Source organism: Variovorax sp. J22R115 (assembly GCF_030317005.1).
Taxonomy (GTDB): Bacteria; Pseudomonadota; Gammaproteobacteria; order Burkholderiales; family Burkholderiaceae_C; genus Variovorax.
The window spans coordinates 62,809-80,024 of sequence record NZ_JASZYM010000008.1 but is presented as its reverse complement, the minus strand read 5'-3'; the positions used below and the strand labels follow the sequence as shown (position 1 = coordinate 80,024).

General features: G+C 64.3%; 15 protein-coding genes. 8 read left to right on the top strand and 7 right to left on the bottom strand.

Annotation, left to right across the window (positions count from 1 at the left end; translation table 11 throughout):
• Positions 1–64 precede the first annotated feature (64 nt).
• Positions 65–1,039, top strand: a complete 975-nt coding sequence (locus QTI04_RS15460; protein WP_286616376.1) for a PA2169 family four-helix-bundle protein — start codon at positions 65–67, stop codon at positions 1,037–1,039.
• 526 nt (positions 1,040–1,565) lie between these two features.
• On the opposite strand, the gene QTI04_RS15455 is transcribed toward QTI04_RS15460, so the two are convergent.
• Positions 1,566–1,730: a hypothetical protein gene (locus tag QTI04_RS15455; protein WP_286616375.1), complete on the bottom strand. Its 165-nt coding sequence runs from the start codon at positions 1,728–1,730 to the stop codon at positions 1,566–1,568.
• 292 nt (positions 1,731–2,022) lie between these two features.
• On the opposite strand from QTI04_RS15455, the gene QTI04_RS15450 reads away from it, so the two are divergent.
• Complete coding sequence (locus tag QTI04_RS15450; RefSeq protein WP_286616612.1) at positions 2,023–4,449, top strand: catalase; 2,427 nt, start codon at positions 2,023–2,025, stop codon at positions 4,447–4,449.
• Between the two features lie 1,067 nt (positions 4,450–5,516).
• The gene (locus QTI04_RS15445) at positions 5,517–6,518 is read left to right on the top strand and encodes a DUF5666 domain-containing protein (protein WP_286616374.1); all 1,002 of its coding nucleotides are present in this window, start codon (positions 5,517–5,519) and stop codon (positions 6,516–6,518) included.
• 585 nt (positions 6,519–7,103) lie between these two features.
• Here QTI04_RS15445 and QTI04_RS15440 read toward each other — a convergent pair.
• From QTI04_RS15440 to QTI04_RS15425, 4 genes are all read right to left on the bottom strand, one after another.
• Positions 7,104–7,349: a hypothetical protein gene (locus QTI04_RS15440; protein WP_286616373.1), complete on the bottom strand. Its 246-nt coding sequence runs from the start codon at positions 7,347–7,349 to the stop codon at positions 7,104–7,106.
• Between the two features lie 77 nt (positions 7,350–7,426).
• On the bottom strand, positions 7,427–8,173 hold the full coding sequence (locus QTI04_RS15435) for a hypothetical protein (RefSeq protein WP_286616372.1): 747 nt from the start codon (positions 8,171–8,173) through the stop codon (positions 7,427–7,429).
• A 286-nt stretch (positions 8,174–8,459) separates the two neighbouring features.
• Entirely contained in the window at positions 8,460–9,212 is a 753-nt protein-coding gene (locus tag QTI04_RS15430) for an SGNH/GDSL hydrolase family protein (protein ID WP_286616371.1), read from the bottom strand.
• A 108-nt stretch (positions 9,213–9,320) separates the two neighbouring features.
• A complete protein-coding gene (locus tag QTI04_RS15425) occupies positions 9,321–9,479 on the bottom strand; it encodes a hypothetical protein (RefSeq protein WP_286616370.1) in 159 nt (52 codons plus the stop codon).
• Positions 9,480–9,943: 464 nt separating this feature from the next.
• Here QTI04_RS15425 and QTI04_RS15420 point away from each other — a divergent pair, with 464 nt between their 5' ends.
• The 3 genes from QTI04_RS15420 to QTI04_RS15410 are packed head-to-tail and all read left to right on the top strand — an operon-like array spanning position 9,944 to position 12,992.
• Positions 9,944–11,926, top strand: coding sequence for a galactose oxidase-like domain-containing protein (locus QTI04_RS15420; protein ID WP_286616369.1), 1,983 nt, complete (start codon positions 9,944–9,946; stop codon positions 11,924–11,926).
• Positions 11,927–11,958: 32 nt separating this feature from the next.
• Positions 11,959–12,393, top strand: coding sequence for a hypothetical protein (locus tag QTI04_RS15415; RefSeq protein ID WP_286605780.1), 435 nt, complete (start codon positions 11,959–11,961; stop codon positions 12,391–12,393).
• On the top strand, positions 12,390–12,992 hold the full coding sequence (locus QTI04_RS15410) for an SCO family protein (protein ID WP_286616368.1): 603 nt from the start codon (positions 12,390–12,392) through the stop codon (positions 12,990–12,992). Before QTI04_RS15415 ends, QTI04_RS15410 begins: the two co-directional genes overlap by 4 nt.
• Before the next feature lie 223 nt (positions 12,993–13,215).
• Here QTI04_RS15410 and QTI04_RS15405 read toward each other — a convergent pair whose 3' ends face one another.
• Complete coding sequence (locus QTI04_RS15405; RefSeq protein WP_286616367.1) at positions 13,216–13,377, bottom strand: hypothetical protein; 162 nt, start codon at positions 13,375–13,377, stop codon at positions 13,216–13,218.
• A gap of 304 nt (positions 13,378–13,681) precedes the next feature.
• Between QTI04_RS15405 and QTI04_RS15400 the strand changes: the two genes are divergently transcribed.
• Both QTI04_RS15400 and QTI04_RS15395 read left to right on the top strand, forming a co-directional pair.
• Complete coding sequence (locus QTI04_RS15400; RefSeq protein ID WP_286616366.1) at positions 13,682–14,143, top strand: carboxymuconolactone decarboxylase family protein; 462 nt, start codon at positions 13,682–13,684, stop codon at positions 14,141–14,143.
• Between the two features lie 203 nt (positions 14,144–14,346).
• Positions 14,347–16,056, top strand: coding sequence for a uracil-xanthine permease family protein (locus tag QTI04_RS15395; protein WP_286616365.1), 1,710 nt, complete (start codon positions 14,347–14,349; stop codon positions 16,054–16,056).
• Positions 16,057–16,280: 224 nt separating this feature from the next.
• Here QTI04_RS15395 and QTI04_RS15390 read toward each other — a convergent pair whose 3' ends face one another.
• A complete protein-coding gene (locus QTI04_RS15390; RefSeq protein ID WP_286616364.1) occupies positions 16,281–17,024 on the bottom strand; it encodes a class I SAM-dependent methyltransferase in 744 nt (247 codons plus the stop codon).
• Between the last annotated feature and the right edge of the window lie 192 nt (positions 17,025–17,216).

Here is a 17,216-nt window from a genome sequence, read left to right as displayed (position 1 = left end):
TGAGGAGCCCTCTGATGAGAGGAAGGCGAACAAACCCCTTTTTACGTGAATTCAGGAGACGCGTATGGCAACAGATGACGGCAAACTTGGCAACGGCGAACCGAACCGCGACCCCATCACCGGCGCCCCTGGGGCGCACCCTGTCGGCACTGGCCTTGGCGCCGCTGCAGGCGCATTGGCCGGCGCGGCGGCAGGCTCCCTTGGGGGTCCCGTGGGCTCAGTGGTCGGGCTCGTCGCGGGCGCGGTGGCAGGCGGCCTCGGCGGCAAGGCCGCGGCCGAAGGCGTCAATCCCACCATGGAGGATGCCTACTGGCGCGAGAACTACGCCAAGGAAACGTATGTCGATGCTGGACGCCCCTACGACGACTACGGTCCGGCTTACGAACTGGGTTGGACAGGCCGGGATCGGCGCGGGGCCGATTTCGAATCGGTTGAACCCGCGCTAGCCACTGAATGGGAAAGCCGTCGGGGGGCCTCGCGCCTCGACTGGTCGCAGGCTCGCCCGGCCACCCGCGCCGCATGGGACCGGGCCAGCGAAACCTACTACGCCGGAGAGTTCGCCGAGCGCGAGTCTCCGCAGGAAGACCTCTCCAATGACGATCTCGTCGACATCCTGAATGATTTGCTTGAAAACGCTCGCGACGGCGAATACGGCTTCCGTGCCTGCGCCGAGGAGGTCGCAAACGCAAACGCGAAGCAGCTCTTTGCGAGTCGCGCCGATGGGTGCCGCCAGGCCGGCATCCAACTGATCGAACTAATCCGCAGCTACGGCGGCGAACCAGCGTCAGGCGGCACGGCCGCCGGCGCAATGCATCGTGGTTGGGTTCATGTGAAGGGTAGCGTCGGCGCCGACGACGAGCTGTCCATTTTGGAGTCCTGCGAGCGCGGTGAGGACACCGGTCTTGGGCGCTATCGCAAGGCTCTCAAGAAGAATCTGCCGGTCGATGTCCGCGAAGTGATCCGAAAGCAGGCTGAAGGAGCTCAGAAGAATCACGATCAGATTCGCGAGCTTCGCAATGCGGCACGCGAACGACGCTGATCGTGCATTGATAAATGACCGAGTCGCTAAGGGCGCGCGTCGATGAGTCTTCCGCTCCGTTGACTTCGGCGTCGAGTCTGTCTGAAGGCATGGGGCCGATCGCAGATTTCCGCGTGGGAGACTGGTCGAACAGCGGATAGCCCTTAAGCCTGATTCCGCCGAGCAGTCTGACGGTGCCGAGCGACAAGGCGCTGCGGTTCTGGACCAAGGCAGATAGTTGGCGCGGGGGCTGGTGACCCCCGAGCCAGACGCTGCAGGTGGAAGTCGACTAGCTGCCTCGGCTGAGCCCGATCAGCTGTTCGAACTCACGCTCGAAGCAGGCACATGCTCTCTACGGACCGGCCGACATGGCCGATCCAGGTGATTGGGCGGCGGCCAAGGTCTTGTGGTGGTCGTGCCTTCGAGGTCGGCGATGCGTTAGAGAGAACGGCGTCAGCCGCCGAGCGCTACCGCTCATTTCCGGTTTCGCCGGATCTGGAGCGTTGTGGCCTGGCCGGCGAATGCTCCTTGCCGACCCGTGAACGCGTTAGTCGTGGTCGTCCGAATGCGGAGAGTTCTGCGCCTTCTCGGACTTCACCGTGCCCTCTTCGACATGGACATCGGCCACGCGCAGCTGCGCTTCGGTTCGAGCCTTCTCGATCAGGGCCTCGGCTTCTTCTTCGGTGGGTTCGGGGTTCTTGGGCTGGGTCATCGGGTCTCCTTGTGTCTAAACAGCGTGGCTGACACATTCCGACTTCCCTGTAAGACGAAGCCGTCACATCGCCGGGCACGGTCGCCGGCCGCCGGCCGCCGGCGAATATCAGGCAGCCAGGGCACAGACGCGCAAACAGGAAGGCCAGCGCCCGGAAGGCCGAGCCGTAGCGGTCGACCCAGCGATATCGAAGCCGTCGGAGTCGAATAAGGACCACTTGAAGCGAGACGATTTCCTACATAGGTCGGGGTGAGTGACGCCTACGCTCGCGCTCCCTTTGAACGAGACCGCCATGGCCACCAAAAAACCCTCCACCCCACCAGCCGAACTCGATGCGGCACGCGCCGCGGCACGAAACACCGACAGCGGTCCCGCCTCACCCGCCCCGCCCGCCGCGGGCAAAGGTGACCCGCCCGCCCAAAAGGCGATCGACACCCAGGAGCTTGCTCGCGGCATGCTTGCCAACGCGAACAAGCCCATGGAATACGGAGAGGCGAACGCGCCGACACCGCCGGTCGGCGCCAACGTGAGTCCTCCTTCGAGGTTGCCCACTGGGAGCACGCTCTCCGAACAGAACTTCTCCGGCAAGACCGGCACCGTGGCACTTGAAGGTGTCAATGCCACGATCGACACGCTTGATCGCGTCCGCGTGGACTCCAGCGGGCAGGTGCTGACCACCAACCAAGGCGTAGCCATCGGCGACAACCAGAACTCGCTCAAGGCAGGCGCGCGCGGTCCGGCGTTGCTCGAAGACTTCATCCTGCGCGAGAAGATCACCCACTTCGACCATGAGCGCATTCCCGAGCGCATCGTCCATGCGCGTGGGTCGGCTGCGCACGGCTTCTTCGAGTGCTATGAACCCCTGACCCAATACACCAAGGCTGCCCCATTCAAGGCGGCCGGCAAAATCACGCCAGTCTTTGTACGCTTCTCGACCGTCGCGGGCGAGCGCGGCTCCAAGGACACTGCCCGTGATGTGCGGGGATTCGCGGTGAAGTTCTACACCGATGAGGGCAACTGGGATCTGGTCGGCAACAACATGCCGGTCTTTTTCATCCAGGATGCGATCAAGTTTCCCGACCTGGTGCATGCGGTGAAGCCGGAGCCGCACCACCAAATGCCGCAGGCCGCCAGCGCACACGATACGTTCTGGGACTTCGTCTCGCTGATGCCGGAGTCCACGCACATGTTGATGTGGCTGATGTCGGACCGCGCGATTCCACGCAGCTATCGGATGATGCAGGGGTTCGGCGTCCACACCTTCCGGCTCGTCAATGACGCGGGAGAATCGGTGCTCGTCAAGTTTCACTGGCAGCCGAAGCTTGGTACGCACTCGCAGGTCTGGGAAGAAGCCGTGAAGATCTCCGGTGCCGATCCAGACTTCCATAGGCGGGACCTGTGGGAGGCGATCGAGGCCGGCGAGTATCCGGAGTGGGAACTGGGCTTGCAGATCTTCACCGAAGAGCAGGCCGAACAGTTCAGCTTCGACATCCTGGACGCGACCAAGATCATCCCCGAGGAACTGGTTCCGGTCCAGATCGTTGGGCGTATGGTCCTAAATCGGAACCCCGACAATTTCTTCGCCGAAACCGAGCAGGTGGCCTTCTGCACCGCCCACATCGTGCCGGGCCTGGACTTCACGAACGATCCGCTGCTGGCAGGCCGGATCCATTCCTACGTTGACACGCAAATCAGCCGCCTGGGCGGGCCGAACTTTCACGAGCTTCCGATCAATGCGCCGATTGCTCAAGTGCACAACAATCAGCGCGACGGCATGCATCGTCAGGCGATCAACCGTGGGCGGGTGGCCTACGAGCCCAACTCGCTCGCTGGCGGATGCCCCTTCCAAGCCGGAGCGGCCCAGGGCTTCACCAGCGTGGCACGGCGCATCGATGCAAAAGAGAGCGCGGACAAGGTCCGCATCAAGCCCGAGAAGTTCGCGGATCACTACACCCAGGCGCGGCTGTTTTTCGAGAGCCAGTCGGAAGTGGAAAAAGCTCACATCGGCAACGCGTTCCGCTTCGAGTTGTCGAAGGTCACCGTGCCGGCGATCCGCGAGCGCGTCGTCGCGAGCCTGCTGAACGCTTCGCCCGATCTAGCGGCGCGCCTCGCGCAAGACCTGGGGATGGACCTGCCGGCACCTCTGCCCAAGGCGCTCGAGAACCCCGCGACACCCGAGGTCGAGAACTCACCGGCCTTGTCGTTGTTGGCGCGGCCAGGTGATGGCGGCATCCGCACGCGCAAGATCGCGGTGCTTGTCGCCAACGGCGTTGAAGGCAAGTCGCTTGGCAAACTCGTTTCGTCTCTGGTGGCGGCAGGTGCAGTGCCGCGACTCGTCGCGCCGCGGCTCGGAACCTACGTGGGCATCGGCGGCGAGAAGTTCGCCGCCGACGCAACCATGGAGAACTCGCCGGGCTTCCTATTCGACGCCCTGGTGCTTCCGGACGGAGAAGATGCAGTGGCGAGCCTGGACGCCGACGCGCACACGCTCGAGTTTCTGCGCGTTCAATACTGGCACTGCAAGACCATCCTGGCCCTCGGTTCATCGCAAGCACTGCTCGCCGAAGCTCAGATTCCGATGACCATGCCCGATGGTTCTGCGGACCCTGGACTGATCCTTGCCGACGCGTCTGCTGCAGACGAGGCCATCGCCGATTTCATTGGGGCCATGGGCAAGCACCGGCATTTCGGACGCGAGAATGATCCGCCAGTAGCTTGACCTTAGTGAGCGAACGGAACTTTGGCCGCAAGCATGGCTTGCGGCCTCTTTTTTAGCTTAACCCTCTATGCATGAACTAGTGACCGGTCGCGCCATGGATCGGATGCGGGTGATGCAAGAGGGGGCGCGTCCTCTCGCGGCGAGGTCGGCTGGCGCTCGGCGAATCGACCTTGAAAACGCTCAACTTGCCGTCGCCCTCCAGGCGTGCGATGCGAGCTTCCGATAGTGCCTCCACCGCCGGCTTCGCGCAGCTTGCCCGAGCTCTTCCGTGGTGCTTCGGGATGCAAGCGCACATCAACGTCGGCGGAGCACTGCTGCTGGTGATGAGCAGGTGGCCTTCGGCGACACCGGATAACAAGGCGAGGCACGGGCATGCCGAAGCCCGAACGCGACGTCGCATGCGGGATCACTTGAACATTCCTGCGGATTGGGACCCGCTCTCGAACGGTCCATCGTCGTAGGACCTGGCCCTCCAAGTCTGCGAAGAAGCAGCAGCTTGCCCGCGCGCCCCGAGGTACCTTGCGCGCGAATATCCATCAAATGAGTAGCGCAATCAGTCCGTCTGCAACAGACGCAACCGAGCGTATGGAGTGGGGATTTGTACACATCGAAGACAGAGGGGACACGTTCGGACGTCAGCTAGCAAGATTGACGCTGACAATGAAGTGATGAAGAAAGTTTTGCCTGGCGGTCTTCTCGCCCTGTCCCTGGGCTTGCTCCTTTCCTGCGGCGGCGGGGGCGGGGGCGGAGGAATCGGTGGTGCAGCGTTCGTCGGAGCAAGCGGCCCCGGTCCCCTCGTTGCGCAAAGCCCGGACACGAGCTCGCCGATCGAGTTCGGCTTCAAGGGCGTCGATGCGGGCGGCGGCGCGGGCGACGGAGCGGCCGGCTCGAGCGGCGGGCCTACAGCAACCAGCACGGCTTCAGCCGGCGACAGTTCCGGTGTGGGGTCTGGCGGCACTGGGGCCACTGCGTCCGGAGGCGACAATTCTGGCGTTGGTTCAGGCGGCACCGGGGCCACGGCATCGGCAGGCGACAGCGCCGACGCGGGCGTTGGCGGTGTGGGGGGTGTGGGCAGCATCATCATCAACGGTGTGCGCTATGACACCAGCACGGCGATCTTGAAACTGAGAGATGCGCCGTCCTTGCAGCTGGGGATGACGGCCAAGGTGAACGGGCCGACGAATCCGGACTTCACCGAGGGCGTGGCGACTCAGGTGGAATCCGCGGTGGATCTGCGTGGCGTCATCACCTCCCGGGATCTGGCGGGCGGCAGCTTTGTGATCCTCGGTACCAACGTCATCACGGACACCAGCACGGTGTGGGGCAACATCTCCGCGCCGTCCGCGCTGGCGCCGGGTGTCGCTGTGAAGGTCTGGGGTCTGCCAGCAGGGCTGGGTGTGCTGCGTGCGACACGCGTGGAGCAACACTCCCTCGAAACGCCAATCCTTTCCGGCACGGTGCAAAACGTGGCGCCCGGGAGATTCACGATCGGGGGACTGACCATCGACACCAGGGCAGCGACAACCGAAGCGGGCGCTCTGACCTCGGGTGTCAATGTGCGAGTTCGCGCCGACGCGCAGCCTTCGTCTGGGCTGCTAAAAGCCAAGTCGGTTGAGGTTTGGTACCCGTTGTCGCTCACCAACGGCGCGCGACGGCAACTCGGCGGGGTGGTGACGGACTATGCGGGGGCAAACTTCTTCCGTGTCCTCGGCATTCCGGTGGATGCTTCTTCGGCCAAGGTCTCGGGTGGACCGTTGTCCTCGCTTGGCAATGGTGTGGAGGTTGACGTTGCGGGGACCGTTTCCAACGGAATCCTGCTGGTCACCAAGATCAAGGTCAAGAAGGCACCGGGGAGCGGCGGCAACAGCGACGCGTTCCAGGTGATCGGTTCCATTGGCGCATTCAAGTCGTCTTCGGACTTCAAGGTGAAGGGACAGGCCGTGGACGCAACTCAGGCAGAGTTCACCAATGGGACCGAAGCGAACCTGAGCAACGGTACGAAGGTCACGATCACAGGGAATCGAATCGTCAACAATGTCCTGATGGCGTCGCGCGTCGTCTTCGACTGAGGGGTCTGAGCAGGTCGGTCCGCGCCGTCGGCTGTCAGGAGTTGGCGCAAAGTTTCTGCATAAGATCGTGACACCAATGGATCGAATACCCTGGACGCTGGCTCGCCTTGGGCCGCGTGCAACTTAGAGACCCTTCCGTCCGACACCCAATGAAGATCGGTGCCAGGACCGCAAGCGCTTCGCGTTCGTGGGGCCTCACGAGGTGCGCAGCTCGACCGAATCGCTCGGCCGCGACCGAAAGAGAGATGGACTCAGCCTATGACGTCTGCCTACCCGCGACACAGTTAGCTTTGCCCCCCACTCGGCTGATCGACGAGTTCACCTCGAACCTCGCGGTGCCTTGCCATTTCATGCGCAGCGCCGAAATATGTGCCTGTGGGTGCAAGGAGTTTCTGGCAATCTATGGTTTCTACGCCCCCATCCTTTCTACAGCCGTGGCCATAGCTTCGGAATGTGGCAGCAGCCGATCAAGTTGCCTGAATGCAGTCGCAGCAGAGATTCAACGAGGTTGCCCGACCGGTCGCAACTTCAGGCGGAGACCGCCTCATGTGCTGTCTGGCCGCCCCACGGTGGGACGAGTCCCCGCTAGTCACCATCTTCGCCTTCTGCTAGCGCTTCGACAACCGGTCCTATGTTTTCGTCGTCGACGTAGGCAAGTAATGCCGCGTTGCCTGCTTCAAAGGCCTCGATCCAAGTGGGACAGGAGTCATAGCCCGTTTCCAGATCGAGCCAGACTGCCGGATCGCCAGTGCTCTCGAGCACGACCCAAACGAAATTTCCCTCGCCGGGGTTGTCAACAAAGACGGCTAAGCGACGGTACTGTTCGGACATCTCGTTGCTCCTTCTCAGGTTACGCGTGCAGATCGACGGGTGAGCTGTGCGACATCGGGCAATCGTCCGCGCTGCTATTAGCAGTTGGCGTGAATGCGCCGTATCAGCGTTTCCTGGCCGACCCGCTCGGTTTCGACGATCGCGGTTCCTTCGCACGTTGTCCTGGAAACTCGATAGCTGTATTTCGCCTCGACCAGGCTGGCATTGATCGAGCGGATCGACCGAATGAGGAGCGGCCGATCAAACGACCCATAGAACCTTGAGATATTGGCTGCGTTGAATGGGCCGAGACCACGCTTTTCCGGGATGACGAACGCTGCCGCCGTCATTCCGTCCGCCGCGGACAGCGCGCGATAGAAGCTCTCCACGGCCTGAATCTCGGGATCGCGGCTCAACTCTCGCGGCGAAACGACGGTGTCCGCTGCAGGGGGTTTGACGACCTGCTCGCGGACGTCAGGGACCGGAGCACCGGGCAGCGAAGCGACGGCACCCCTGGGCTCCGGCGTGGGGACATACGCCGAAACGGGAGGCGGCGATGCGCGTCGTGGAACGACCGGAGGCGGAGGCGGAATTGACGATGCAACCTCTTTGGATGGCGCGGGGGCTTCGGGCGTCTGCACCAGCGTGCCCCGCGCGGGGGCGGAGGGCTTTTCCACGACGTGCTGGAACCAGCCCACGAAGCCGATCGCCATGACCACGCCGAGCGCTCCGAGTTGCAGCCAAAACGCCTTCGTCTCGGACGGCAGCAAGGGGTCGGGGGCGTGGCTTGAAAATGCCCCGCCAATGGACTCAGCACCGCGCGATTGAGTCGACAACGCCTTCATCGTCTCAAGCGCGGAAGGGCCCGATGGGGCGAAGCCGGGCAGCTTCCCAGTGCACCCGATACAGAACATCGCGGTTGCACGGTTGCTTTGCCCACACCGTTCACAGACGGTAGACATAGGATTGCGCCTTGACTGTGTATTGACCTTTAACTTACATCAAGGGTTGGGCATGTATGTCGGAGTCTTCCTACTTCATAAGTGCGCGTTCGAATCTGCGGCAACGTAACAGCCGATGGAGGTAGGCTGCGTTCACGCCCAGGGAATCGGGTCAGCCACCGGCGCCCCATCAGCCCGCAGGAGCCAGAATGTTCGTGCAGTTCGTGGTGAGCGGGTCGAGTGTCATCGCGAGTCGTCCAACGAGCCTGTCACTGTAGTTCTTGTTGGGATGCACGAAGTCGATAAGGTCCCATGCGCCATAGAACGGCACCGATCCCCAGTCGGCAAAGGGTACGCCGTTGTTCGTGGCAATCGCTTGAATGACTGCGTCATAAAAGTCCCGGAGCTGGAGTGACACGCTGTGAAGTGGCCCACCCCTGGCCTGGCGCGAAAAGCCCGTCAGCACCGGCACGCGGCCCTCATCCCGCACCTTCTGGATGATGGCGTAGTACTCAGAAATCACTGTGTTGATGTTTCTCCCTGCCCACGCATCGATGACACCGTTCTCGATGATCACGAAGTGCGCGCTGCGGGTGAAGTAAGGAAAGGGCGCCGCTAGGTCGCCAAGACTCATGCCCAGGACCGAATGATCGGCGACCACCAGCAGGTTGGGTCTGACGAGCTGCAGCATCATCACGGGAGTTGTCGCGGTCCCGTTGAAGGCCATGATCGAGTCGCCATAGATCTCGACCGTGCAGAGTGATGAATCTTCGGCAGGCTTGTTGAGGGTCGCATCCTCTTGCCCCTTCGCGGGACTGGCATCAGGCACTGCGACGGACTTGCCGATGGTGGCGAGTACGGTGCTCCCCGAACCCCCATCGCCCCCCCCTCCACAACCGGCAAGGAATCCTGCCAGTAGCACGGCAACAAGAACAGGCATCATGGTTCATCTCCTCAACTCGGTAAGACCGCTCCCTGCGTGGCCCGCAGAACATTGACATCGTTTGGTCGGAATGGCGAGGGTTCCAAGTCAACGGCACCGTCGAAATGGTCATCCCGCTACAGGGCCGACGAGCCGGGAATCACGCCGCGCCACGTTGCCGAGGGCGTCGACGTTGGAGATATCGATCAGTCGTTCATCCTCGAGACGCTCCGGTCTCTTGAAGACTTTCTTGAGCCCGAGGTCCAGCCGCCCGAGCGACTTCGCCAAATGGAGCTGTTGCTGCCCGGTGAGGGGCTGGCGGCGCCACAGCAAGACGGCATAGCGGCCATCGCCGCGTGGATCGCGCGGACGTCGTCGGTGCTCTATGGCTGCCGATGTCGATGCCGCTCGCTTCGGTACTGCAGAGACCCGGCGGCGAGGACGTGGGTCCCAGTCTCTCGCGAAGTTCGCATTCGAGGCGCTCAGCCTCTTTGAGCGCCCTGGCGGCAGCCATCTAGGCGCGCTTGCGCAGAACGGGGTGATCTCGGTTTTCGTACTTTTGTGGCGCTTTGCTCCCGGGCGCCGCCGACGGGCGCAGAATCTCGGCCCGGCGCTGCTGGCCATACCGAGATCGCCCCCGAGAGCGCGTGGCTCGGCGAATGTGTCTTTTGACATTCCACCAAACAGGAAGTGGGCACGCGCACGTCCGAGGTCTATGCTTCTCACCGGCAAGACCACTGAAAGGATGAGCGATGAGAAACGTTCCATCCATGCAAGCCTTTTGTGGGCTCGGCTCCGTGTCGCTCGCACTCCTGGTTGCGTGCGGCGGTGGCAGCGGCGACGGCAGCGGCGCGCTGGGCAGCGCTGCCGCCCCTCCAGGCAAGGAGGGCAGCGCTGTAGCTCCTACAGCCAAGGAGGGCATTGCCACTCCTGCAGGCAAGGTACGAGGGGCAACGGCTTCTGCAGCCAAGCCGGACGCATCCACGGAACCGGGCGCGGCTCTGATCAGTCCAACGCCGGGCAGCAAGCTGTCCGGCCGCACGGTGACCTTTGTCTGGTCCGATCGGGGCGCCAGTGAATACGGCGTCACGATCGAGTCGCCCCCTGGGGCCCCACCCCTTCAGGACATCGTGACGACCACTACGTCGTTGAGTGTGGGCGGCCTGCCGGCCGACGGCGCAACAATCGTGGTGCGGCTCAGGTCCCGCGTCGACGGAGAATGGCTGCCTGCCAATGTGTACGACTTCACGGCGCCTGGCTATACCGCGGCGCAGTCGACAGCCGCAAGCAAGCCTTGGTCCGACATCATTCCCTTGCCGCTGGTGCCCGCCTCGGCTGCCCATCTGCCGGACGGCAGGCTGCTGATGTGGGCAGGGCGTTCGCCTTACGATTTCTCCAAGAGCAGCTGGCACGCATGGACCTTTACCTCTGTGTTCGATCCGACGACGCAGGCGACCGGCGGCCTCTCGGTCACGGCCACCGCTCACCAGATGTTCTGTCCCGGGCTCAGCATGCTGGCCGACGGCAGCGTCCTGGTCAGTGGTGGCAGTAACGCGACGAGAACATCGCTGTACAGCCCGGCGCTGGGACGCTGGACGGTTGGCGCCCAGCTCGGGATTGCGCGCGCCTACAACGCCAGCACGATCTTGTCCGATGGCTCCGTGTTTACGGTCGGCGGTTCGTTCGACGGCGGACAAGGCGGCAAGTCCGGCGAGCTATGGTCCGCCACCTCCCGGACCTGGCGCACACTGGCCGGTGTGCCGTCGGAAATGCCGAGCGCGGCCAATGCCTCTGCCCCCCCGCTGAACGGCCCCGATGCGGCCGGGGTGTACCGCGGCGACAACCACATGTGGCTGTTCGGCGTGGCCGACGGCTGGGTGTTTCATGCGGGGCCCGCCGCCGCGATGCACTGGATCGACACGCGCGGCAACGGAGCCATCCTGCAGGCCGGCCCGCGCGGCGACGACCCCTACGCCATGACCGCCAGCGCCGTGATGTACGACATAGGCAAGATCCTCAAGCTCGGCGGCGCGCCCAACCACGACAGCGGCGTCGCCTTCAACTCGGCCTACATCATCGACATCCTTTCCGGCCCGCCGAATGCGCCCGCTGTGCGAAAGGTGGCGCCGATGGCATACGGGCGCACCTTCGTCAACAGCGTGGTGCTGCCCAACGGCGAGGTCGTCGTGATCGGTGGCCAGACGCAGCCCCTGATTTTTTCCGATGCGTACAGCGTGCTCGCAGCTGAGCTCTGGAGCCCGGCGACCGAGAGCTTCGTCACCCTGCCGCCGATGCAAAGGGCGCGCAACTATCACAGCGTGGCCTTGTTGCTGATGGACGGCCGTGTGCTGTCGGGCGGCGGCGGCCTCTGCGCGTGCAGCGGCGACCACCCGGATGCAGAGATCTACACGCCGCCTTATCTGCTGGCGCCAGACGGTTCGCCCGCTCCACGCCCGGTCATCGTGGCCGCACCGGGCACCGCCACGTGGGGCAGCCAGATCACCGTGCAGACCGACGTGGCCGTAGAACACCTCGCGCTCGTGCGCATGAGTTCTGTCACCCATTCAGTGAACACCGATCAACGTCGCATTCCGCTCTCCTTCAGCGGCGCGGGGGGCACCTACCAGGTGAGCATTCCGGTCGATCGCGGGGTCGTGCTGCCGGGCAACTACATGCTGTTCGCAATGGACGCCAAAGGCGTGCCAAGTGCGGCGCGCACACTCAACATCCAGTGATGACCCGCCACGCTCCGAAGCCGGGACTACCAATGACGCTGGCGTTCGCAATGGCACTGGCGGGGCGCGCCGGGCTCGGATGGCAAGAGCCGGCCGAGCCGCCCTCAGTCTCGCGCGGTGCGCGCCTGTTCAACGGTACCGAGCCGCTCGCCGGCACGCTGTCAGGCCACAGGGCGCCCTTGCCTGCCGCGGCCACGCGTTGCAGCCAGTGCCATGCCGGCCCAGACGCGCGCGATTCACCAGGCTCCTCTTTCGCACCTCCACTCGACCGGCGCGAACTGCGCGAAGCCCGGCCGCGCCGGGGTGGTCCGCCCGTGGCCTACGAACCGGCTACCTTCTGCCGCACCTTGCGCACCGGCGTCGATCCGGCCCATGTCGTGCTGCCGCGCGCGATGCCGCGCTTTGAGGTCGACGATGACCAGTGCGCGGCCCTGTGGGACTACCTGACGCAGGAGGTCCGCAGGTGAACGCGCGCCCGGTTCAGGCCCGGCATTGGCCGGCGCTGCTGGGTCGGCGGCGCTTGCTGACGGTCGGCGCGTTGGCCTTGTTGGGGATGCCCGCGACGGGCCGCGCCGCGGTCGGCGTGGGTCCGGTGGTACCGGCCGTGGCGGCCCCGCCGTTGCCGTTGCGACGCCACGACGGCGCGCCGCGCACGCTGGCGGCGCAGTTGCGCGGAGCCGTCACCGCCGTCCAGTTGATGTTCACCGGCTGCAGCACCGTCTGCCCGATTCAGGGCGCGTTGTTCGCTGCGCTGCAGGCTGTCATGGAGGCCGAGCACGGTACGAGGCTTCGCCTGCTGTCGCTCAGCATCGATCCGCTGGCGGACGACCCGGCTGCGCTCAGCGCTTGGTTGCGACGCTTCGGCGCAGGTCCCGCTTGGAGCGCGGCCGCACCCACCCACGAGGCGCTCGAGGGCATGCTCTCCCTGTTCAAGGGCGCAGCGGCCGCTGGCGACCGCCATACCGGTCAGGTCCACGTGTTCGACCGCGAGGCCAGGCTGGTCTGGCGCACCACAGAGCTGCCGCCGACGGCGGAGGTCATGTCCGCGCTTCGGCGCGCTGCATAGCCGGCGCAAAGCCGCGGTTGAGGCGCCGGAAGCCGCCAGCGGCGGATCGCGCAGCAACCTCACCCAGGTCGAGGAAGTCCCTCGCATGGAGCGAGTTGCATTCAAAGCACCTTGCAGCAGGAGATCCGAAATCCGCGCGCCGGCAAGGCACAACATTGATCTGAATGGCGCAGACAAGGTCCAAGGCCGAACTCGATACAACTCAGCGCTGGCCACGGGGCCTTCACTGGATCGGCCACATCAGGAATACGCACCAGATGATCTTCGCCCCGCCGAAGCCCATCTCCGTCGGGTCGCGCCGCTGCCATTCGACAGTGACTTCGAGCTGTGCCGCCCTGATGTCGTATGTCGATGCCCATGTACCGTCGCGCTCACCGATGCTCACCTTCCCGCGGTCCACATCACCTTTCGCATCAGCTTGCTGTGACCACGCTGCTGCCCGAACTTCGCGCTTCCTACAGCAAGGTGGCCTACGAAGCGATCGACCTATCGGCAATTCTTGCGCAACGCAGCTCGAATCGCCGCAGGCCGTCGTGACGCATGGCACGCGCATCGTGTCCATATAACTGGTCCGCAAACCGGACAATCTGACCAACATTTGCGCGTACCGCACCGCCGCCTGTCACAAAGCGATGTGCCCGGCCGTCTAAGAGGTGTTCCCCCAAACCTCAAACGACTAGGAGCTCACGATGTCCGCACCCCGACTCGACTATCACGCCCTCGCCCCCACGGCCGCGCGCGCCGGCGCCCAGTTTTCCCACGCCGCTGGCAGTACGCTGGACAAGCGGCTGCGGGAATTGGTGAACTTGCGCATCAGTCAGATTAACGGCTGCGCTTTCTGCATCGACATGCACTGGGCCACCCTGCTCAAGCAGGGCATGGACCCTCGACATGTCAACGCTGTCGCCGCCTGGCGCGAGGCGCAGCGCTTCTTCAGCGAAGCCGAGCGCGCGGCGCTCAACTGGGCGGAGGCCGTCAACGCGGTTCCGGAGCGTACGCCCAGCGATGCTGACTTCGACGCCGTGAAGCGGCACCTCAGCGATGCGCAGATCGCGGACCTCTCGTTCGCCGTCTGCGCGATCCGATCGTGGAACATGCTCAATGCCAGCTTCCACACGCAGGTGCCCGAAACGCCCTACACCGTCGACTGATCCGCGCGGCCTGTGCGGTTGGACAGGGTCACCTTCGCAAAGAGACTCTCGCTTCGCTATTCGCGCTCCAACGCGAACGCGTTCTTTCACCCCGTTCGATTCAGACCGCTTCTGCTTCCCGCCGGGCTATGATCCGCGCGGCCAAGCGATCGCACGGCGGTTTCCTCGCCCGCACGCGCCTCAACCAAAAGGAACGCAAGCCGATGGCGCACAAGCCCGTGGGGTTGATCTATGGGGTCGACGAGACGCCGCCGCTCGGGGTCAACGTCCTCAGCGGCCTGCAGCATGTCGGGTTGATGTCGATCTTCCTGGTCTACCCTGTGCTGATCGCGCAGGCGGCAGGCAGCACCGCCGAGGTGGCGGCGGCCATGGTCAGCGCGACGCTGATCGCGATGGCCGTCGGCACCGTGCTGCAGGTGATCACCGTCGGGCCGATCGGCTCCGGCTATCTGTGCCAGCCTTCGCCAAGCGTGGTCTACATCGTTCCCTCGCTGATCGCCGCGCGCAGCGGGGAGCTGTCCGCGGTGTTCGGCATGACGATCCTTGCGGGCCTCTTCGAGATGGCCCTGGCGCGCCTGTTGCCGCGCCTGCGTCCACTGTTCACGCCAGAAATAACCGGCCTGGTGGTGTTGCTGGCCGGGATCTCGGTCGGCGTGGTTGGCCTGCGCACCGCGCTGGGTGGCTCGCAGGCCAACATGCAGCCGGCGCAGATCGACCTGTTGCTGGGCCTCGGCACGCTTGCTCTGATGGTCGCCCTCAACGTCTGGGGCCGCGGCTGGCTGCGCGTGTTCAGCGTGCTGATCGGCTTGGGCACCGGCTGCCTGCTCGGCGGGGCGCTCGGCCGGCTCGACGCCCACGACATTGCGCGGGTGGCGGCGGCGCCCGTGCTGGCCGTTCCGGCCTGGGGGCCGGTTGGCTGGTCCTTCGACACCACGCTAGTGCTCCCCTTCCTGATCGCCTCGGTGGCCGCGGTGCTGAAGGTGATCGGCAATGTCACGACCGCGCAGAAGGCCAGCCAGCCCGGCTGGGTGCGCGCCGACATGCGTTCCATCAGCCGCGGCGTACTGGCCGATGGACTTGGCTCGGTGGCGGCCGGGGCGTTGGGGGCGCCGGGCATCAACTCGTCCACCGGCGCGGTCGGCCTTGCGACCGCTACCGGCGTCGTCAGCCGGCGCATCGGCTGGTCGGTCGCGTTGATCCTGCTGCTGTTCGCCTTCGTTCCGAAGCTGGGGCTGCTGTTCAATCTCATCCCGCGGCCGGTGCTCGGTGCGGCGCTGGTGTTCTCGTCCACCTTCATCATCATCAACGGCTTGCTGATCATGACCTCGCGCCTGCTTGACGCCCGCAAGACACTGGTGATCGGCCTCGCCATCGTGTTTGGCCTGGCGGTGGAGATCTTCCCCGGGCTGGTGATGGTTCTGCCGGCGGCGCTGCAGCCTTCGTTTGGCAATTCGCTGGTGTTGGGCACGCTGGTGGGACTCGGGCTGAACCTGCTGTTTCGCATTGGCCTGCGACGCAGCGTCTCGATGACGGTGACACCGGGCGCGGTCGACCCAGCGGCGCTCGAGCAATTCCTCGATCTGCACGGAGCCGCCTGGGGCGCGCGCAGCGACGTCATCGTCCGCGCCAAATTCAATTTGGTGCAGTCGATCGAAACGCTGGTGTCGAGTGGCGTCGCCACCGGTCCGCTCGCTATCCAAGCCGCGTTCGACGAGTTCAACCTCGACCTGCAGGTGTCGTACGACGGCCTCGACCTCGAGCTGCCGCAGCAGCGGCCGACAGTTGATGAGCTCATCGATTCGGACGATGGCGAGCGGCGCCTGGCCGGCTTCCTGCTGCGCAGCTTTGCCGATCGCGTGACCTCGCGGCGTTCGGGGCCGCGGGCGTCGGTCGCGTTCCACTTCGATCACTAGCAGCGCTTGCGCGCCGCTGCCAGCTGGCCACGCTGTCAGGAGGTGATCGAATGAAACGGGCTCCCCCATGCTGATGAAGCCACGACGTGCTGCGGCTGCCGGCAACTGAGTGCAACGGTGGGTCCGTGTCCCTGCGGACGACTCGAGCCCGCACGCGCTTTTTGATGGCGAAAGTGCTCGGCCCATGCGTCGGCTCCGTGTCAACTTCCACCTATCAATTGGCCCTAGTGGAGCCGATAGAGGACCGTTCTGATGATCCCTCCCCATTCTTCTACCTCACACAGGATCGTGCTTTTTACAGGTGCGAGGTTGAAGGGTGGACTTGTCAGGACGATGCCGCTGTGGATGTCCAGGCGATTGTCCGGTCCGGAGGCCTTGTCTAGGTTGTGGGTGAACGGAGCATGGGGCACATGCTCGGTCAGAACCAGGTAGCGATATCGGCTCTGGATTCCCGGCAGGGCCGACGCGATGTCGTCATTCGACAGGTGCTGGAAGACCTGGCGGACGAATACGACCTCGCCCGAAGGTAGTTCATCCTTCGTGAAATCCAGAGTCCGGAAGTCCACGCCGATCGCTTCGAAGCTCTTGGCATTGAAGGCAACCAAGGGTTCCACGATGTCGCAGGCCACATAGCCCGAGCACAGGGAGCGCAGGCGCGACCCCACATGGAAGTCGCCGCAGCCAAGATCCACGACGTCGGGCTTGCGCTCCAGGGAGCGAAGGAACCGTCCCACTGCGTCGACATAGGTCTTCACGACGGCATCGGCACGCGACCCACTGCCGGAGAAGAATGTCTGTCCGGGATCATGCGCTGCCCCCCAGGCCCCCTCTTCGTAGATCTTGGTGAAGACTTCCTGGTTGGTCAGGCCAGTGAACTCCTTGAGTTTGGATCGACCTCGATAGGTACGGATCGCCTTGACCACTGGGTCCGGCAGTACCCGCTTGATGGCGGCCGTGATGAGTGCCATGAAATTTTCCTTCTGTCGCTACCGACGCGGGGAGGATTGCTGAATCAGCCAGTGGGCCGGATTCGCTCGCCAGGGGCGTGGGCAACTCGGCGCGGCTGGGTGTAAGACAACTCCCGGGGGCAGTGCGCAGGGGCGAGTCGATCAGGACGACCCAGAAGGTGCGCGCGAGATACTTGCGTCAAGTCGCAGGGA

Bases quoted from the DNA above. Each gene is read 5' to 3' on its own strand.
- QTI04_RS15460 (WP_286616376.1), top strand. From the start codon at position 65: ATGGCAACAGATGACGGCAAACTTGGCAACGGCGAACCGAACCGCGAC.
- QTI04_RS15455 (WP_286616375.1), bottom strand. From the start codon at position 1,730: ATGACCCAGCCCAAGAACCCCGAACCCACCGAAGAAGAAGCCGAGGCC.
- QTI04_RS15450 (WP_286616612.1), top strand. From the start codon at position 2,023: ATGGCCACCAAAAAACCCTCCACCCCACCAGCCGAACTCGATGCGGCA.
- QTI04_RS15440 (WP_286616373.1), bottom strand. From the start codon at position 7,349: ATGTCCGAACAGTACCGTCGCTTAGCCGTCTTTGTTGACAACCCCGGC.
- QTI04_RS15435 (WP_286616372.1), bottom strand. From the start codon at position 8,173: ATGAAGGCGTTGTCGACTCAATCGCGCGGTGCTGAGTCCATTGGCGGG.
- QTI04_RS15430 (WP_286616371.1), bottom strand. From the start codon at position 9,212: ATGATGCCTGTTCTTGTTGCCGTGCTACTGGCAGGATTCCTTGCCGGT.
- QTI04_RS15420 (WP_286616369.1), top strand. From the start codon at position 9,944: ATGAGAAACGTTCCATCCATGCAAGCCTTTTGTGGGCTCGGCTCCGTG.
- QTI04_RS15415 (WP_286605780.1), top strand. From the start codon at position 11,959: ATGACGCTGGCGTTCGCAATGGCACTGGCGGGGCGCGCCGGGCTCGGA.
- QTI04_RS15400 (WP_286616366.1), top strand. From the start codon at position 13,682: ATGTCCGCACCCCGACTCGACTATCACGCCCTCGCCCCCACGGCCGCG.
- QTI04_RS15395 (WP_286616365.1), top strand. From the start codon at position 14,347: ATGGCGCACAAGCCCGTGGGGTTGATCTATGGGGTCGACGAGACGCCG.
- QTI04_RS15390 (WP_286616364.1), bottom strand. From the start codon at position 17,024: ATGGCACTCATCACGGCCGCCATCAAGCGGGTACTGCCGGACCCAGTG.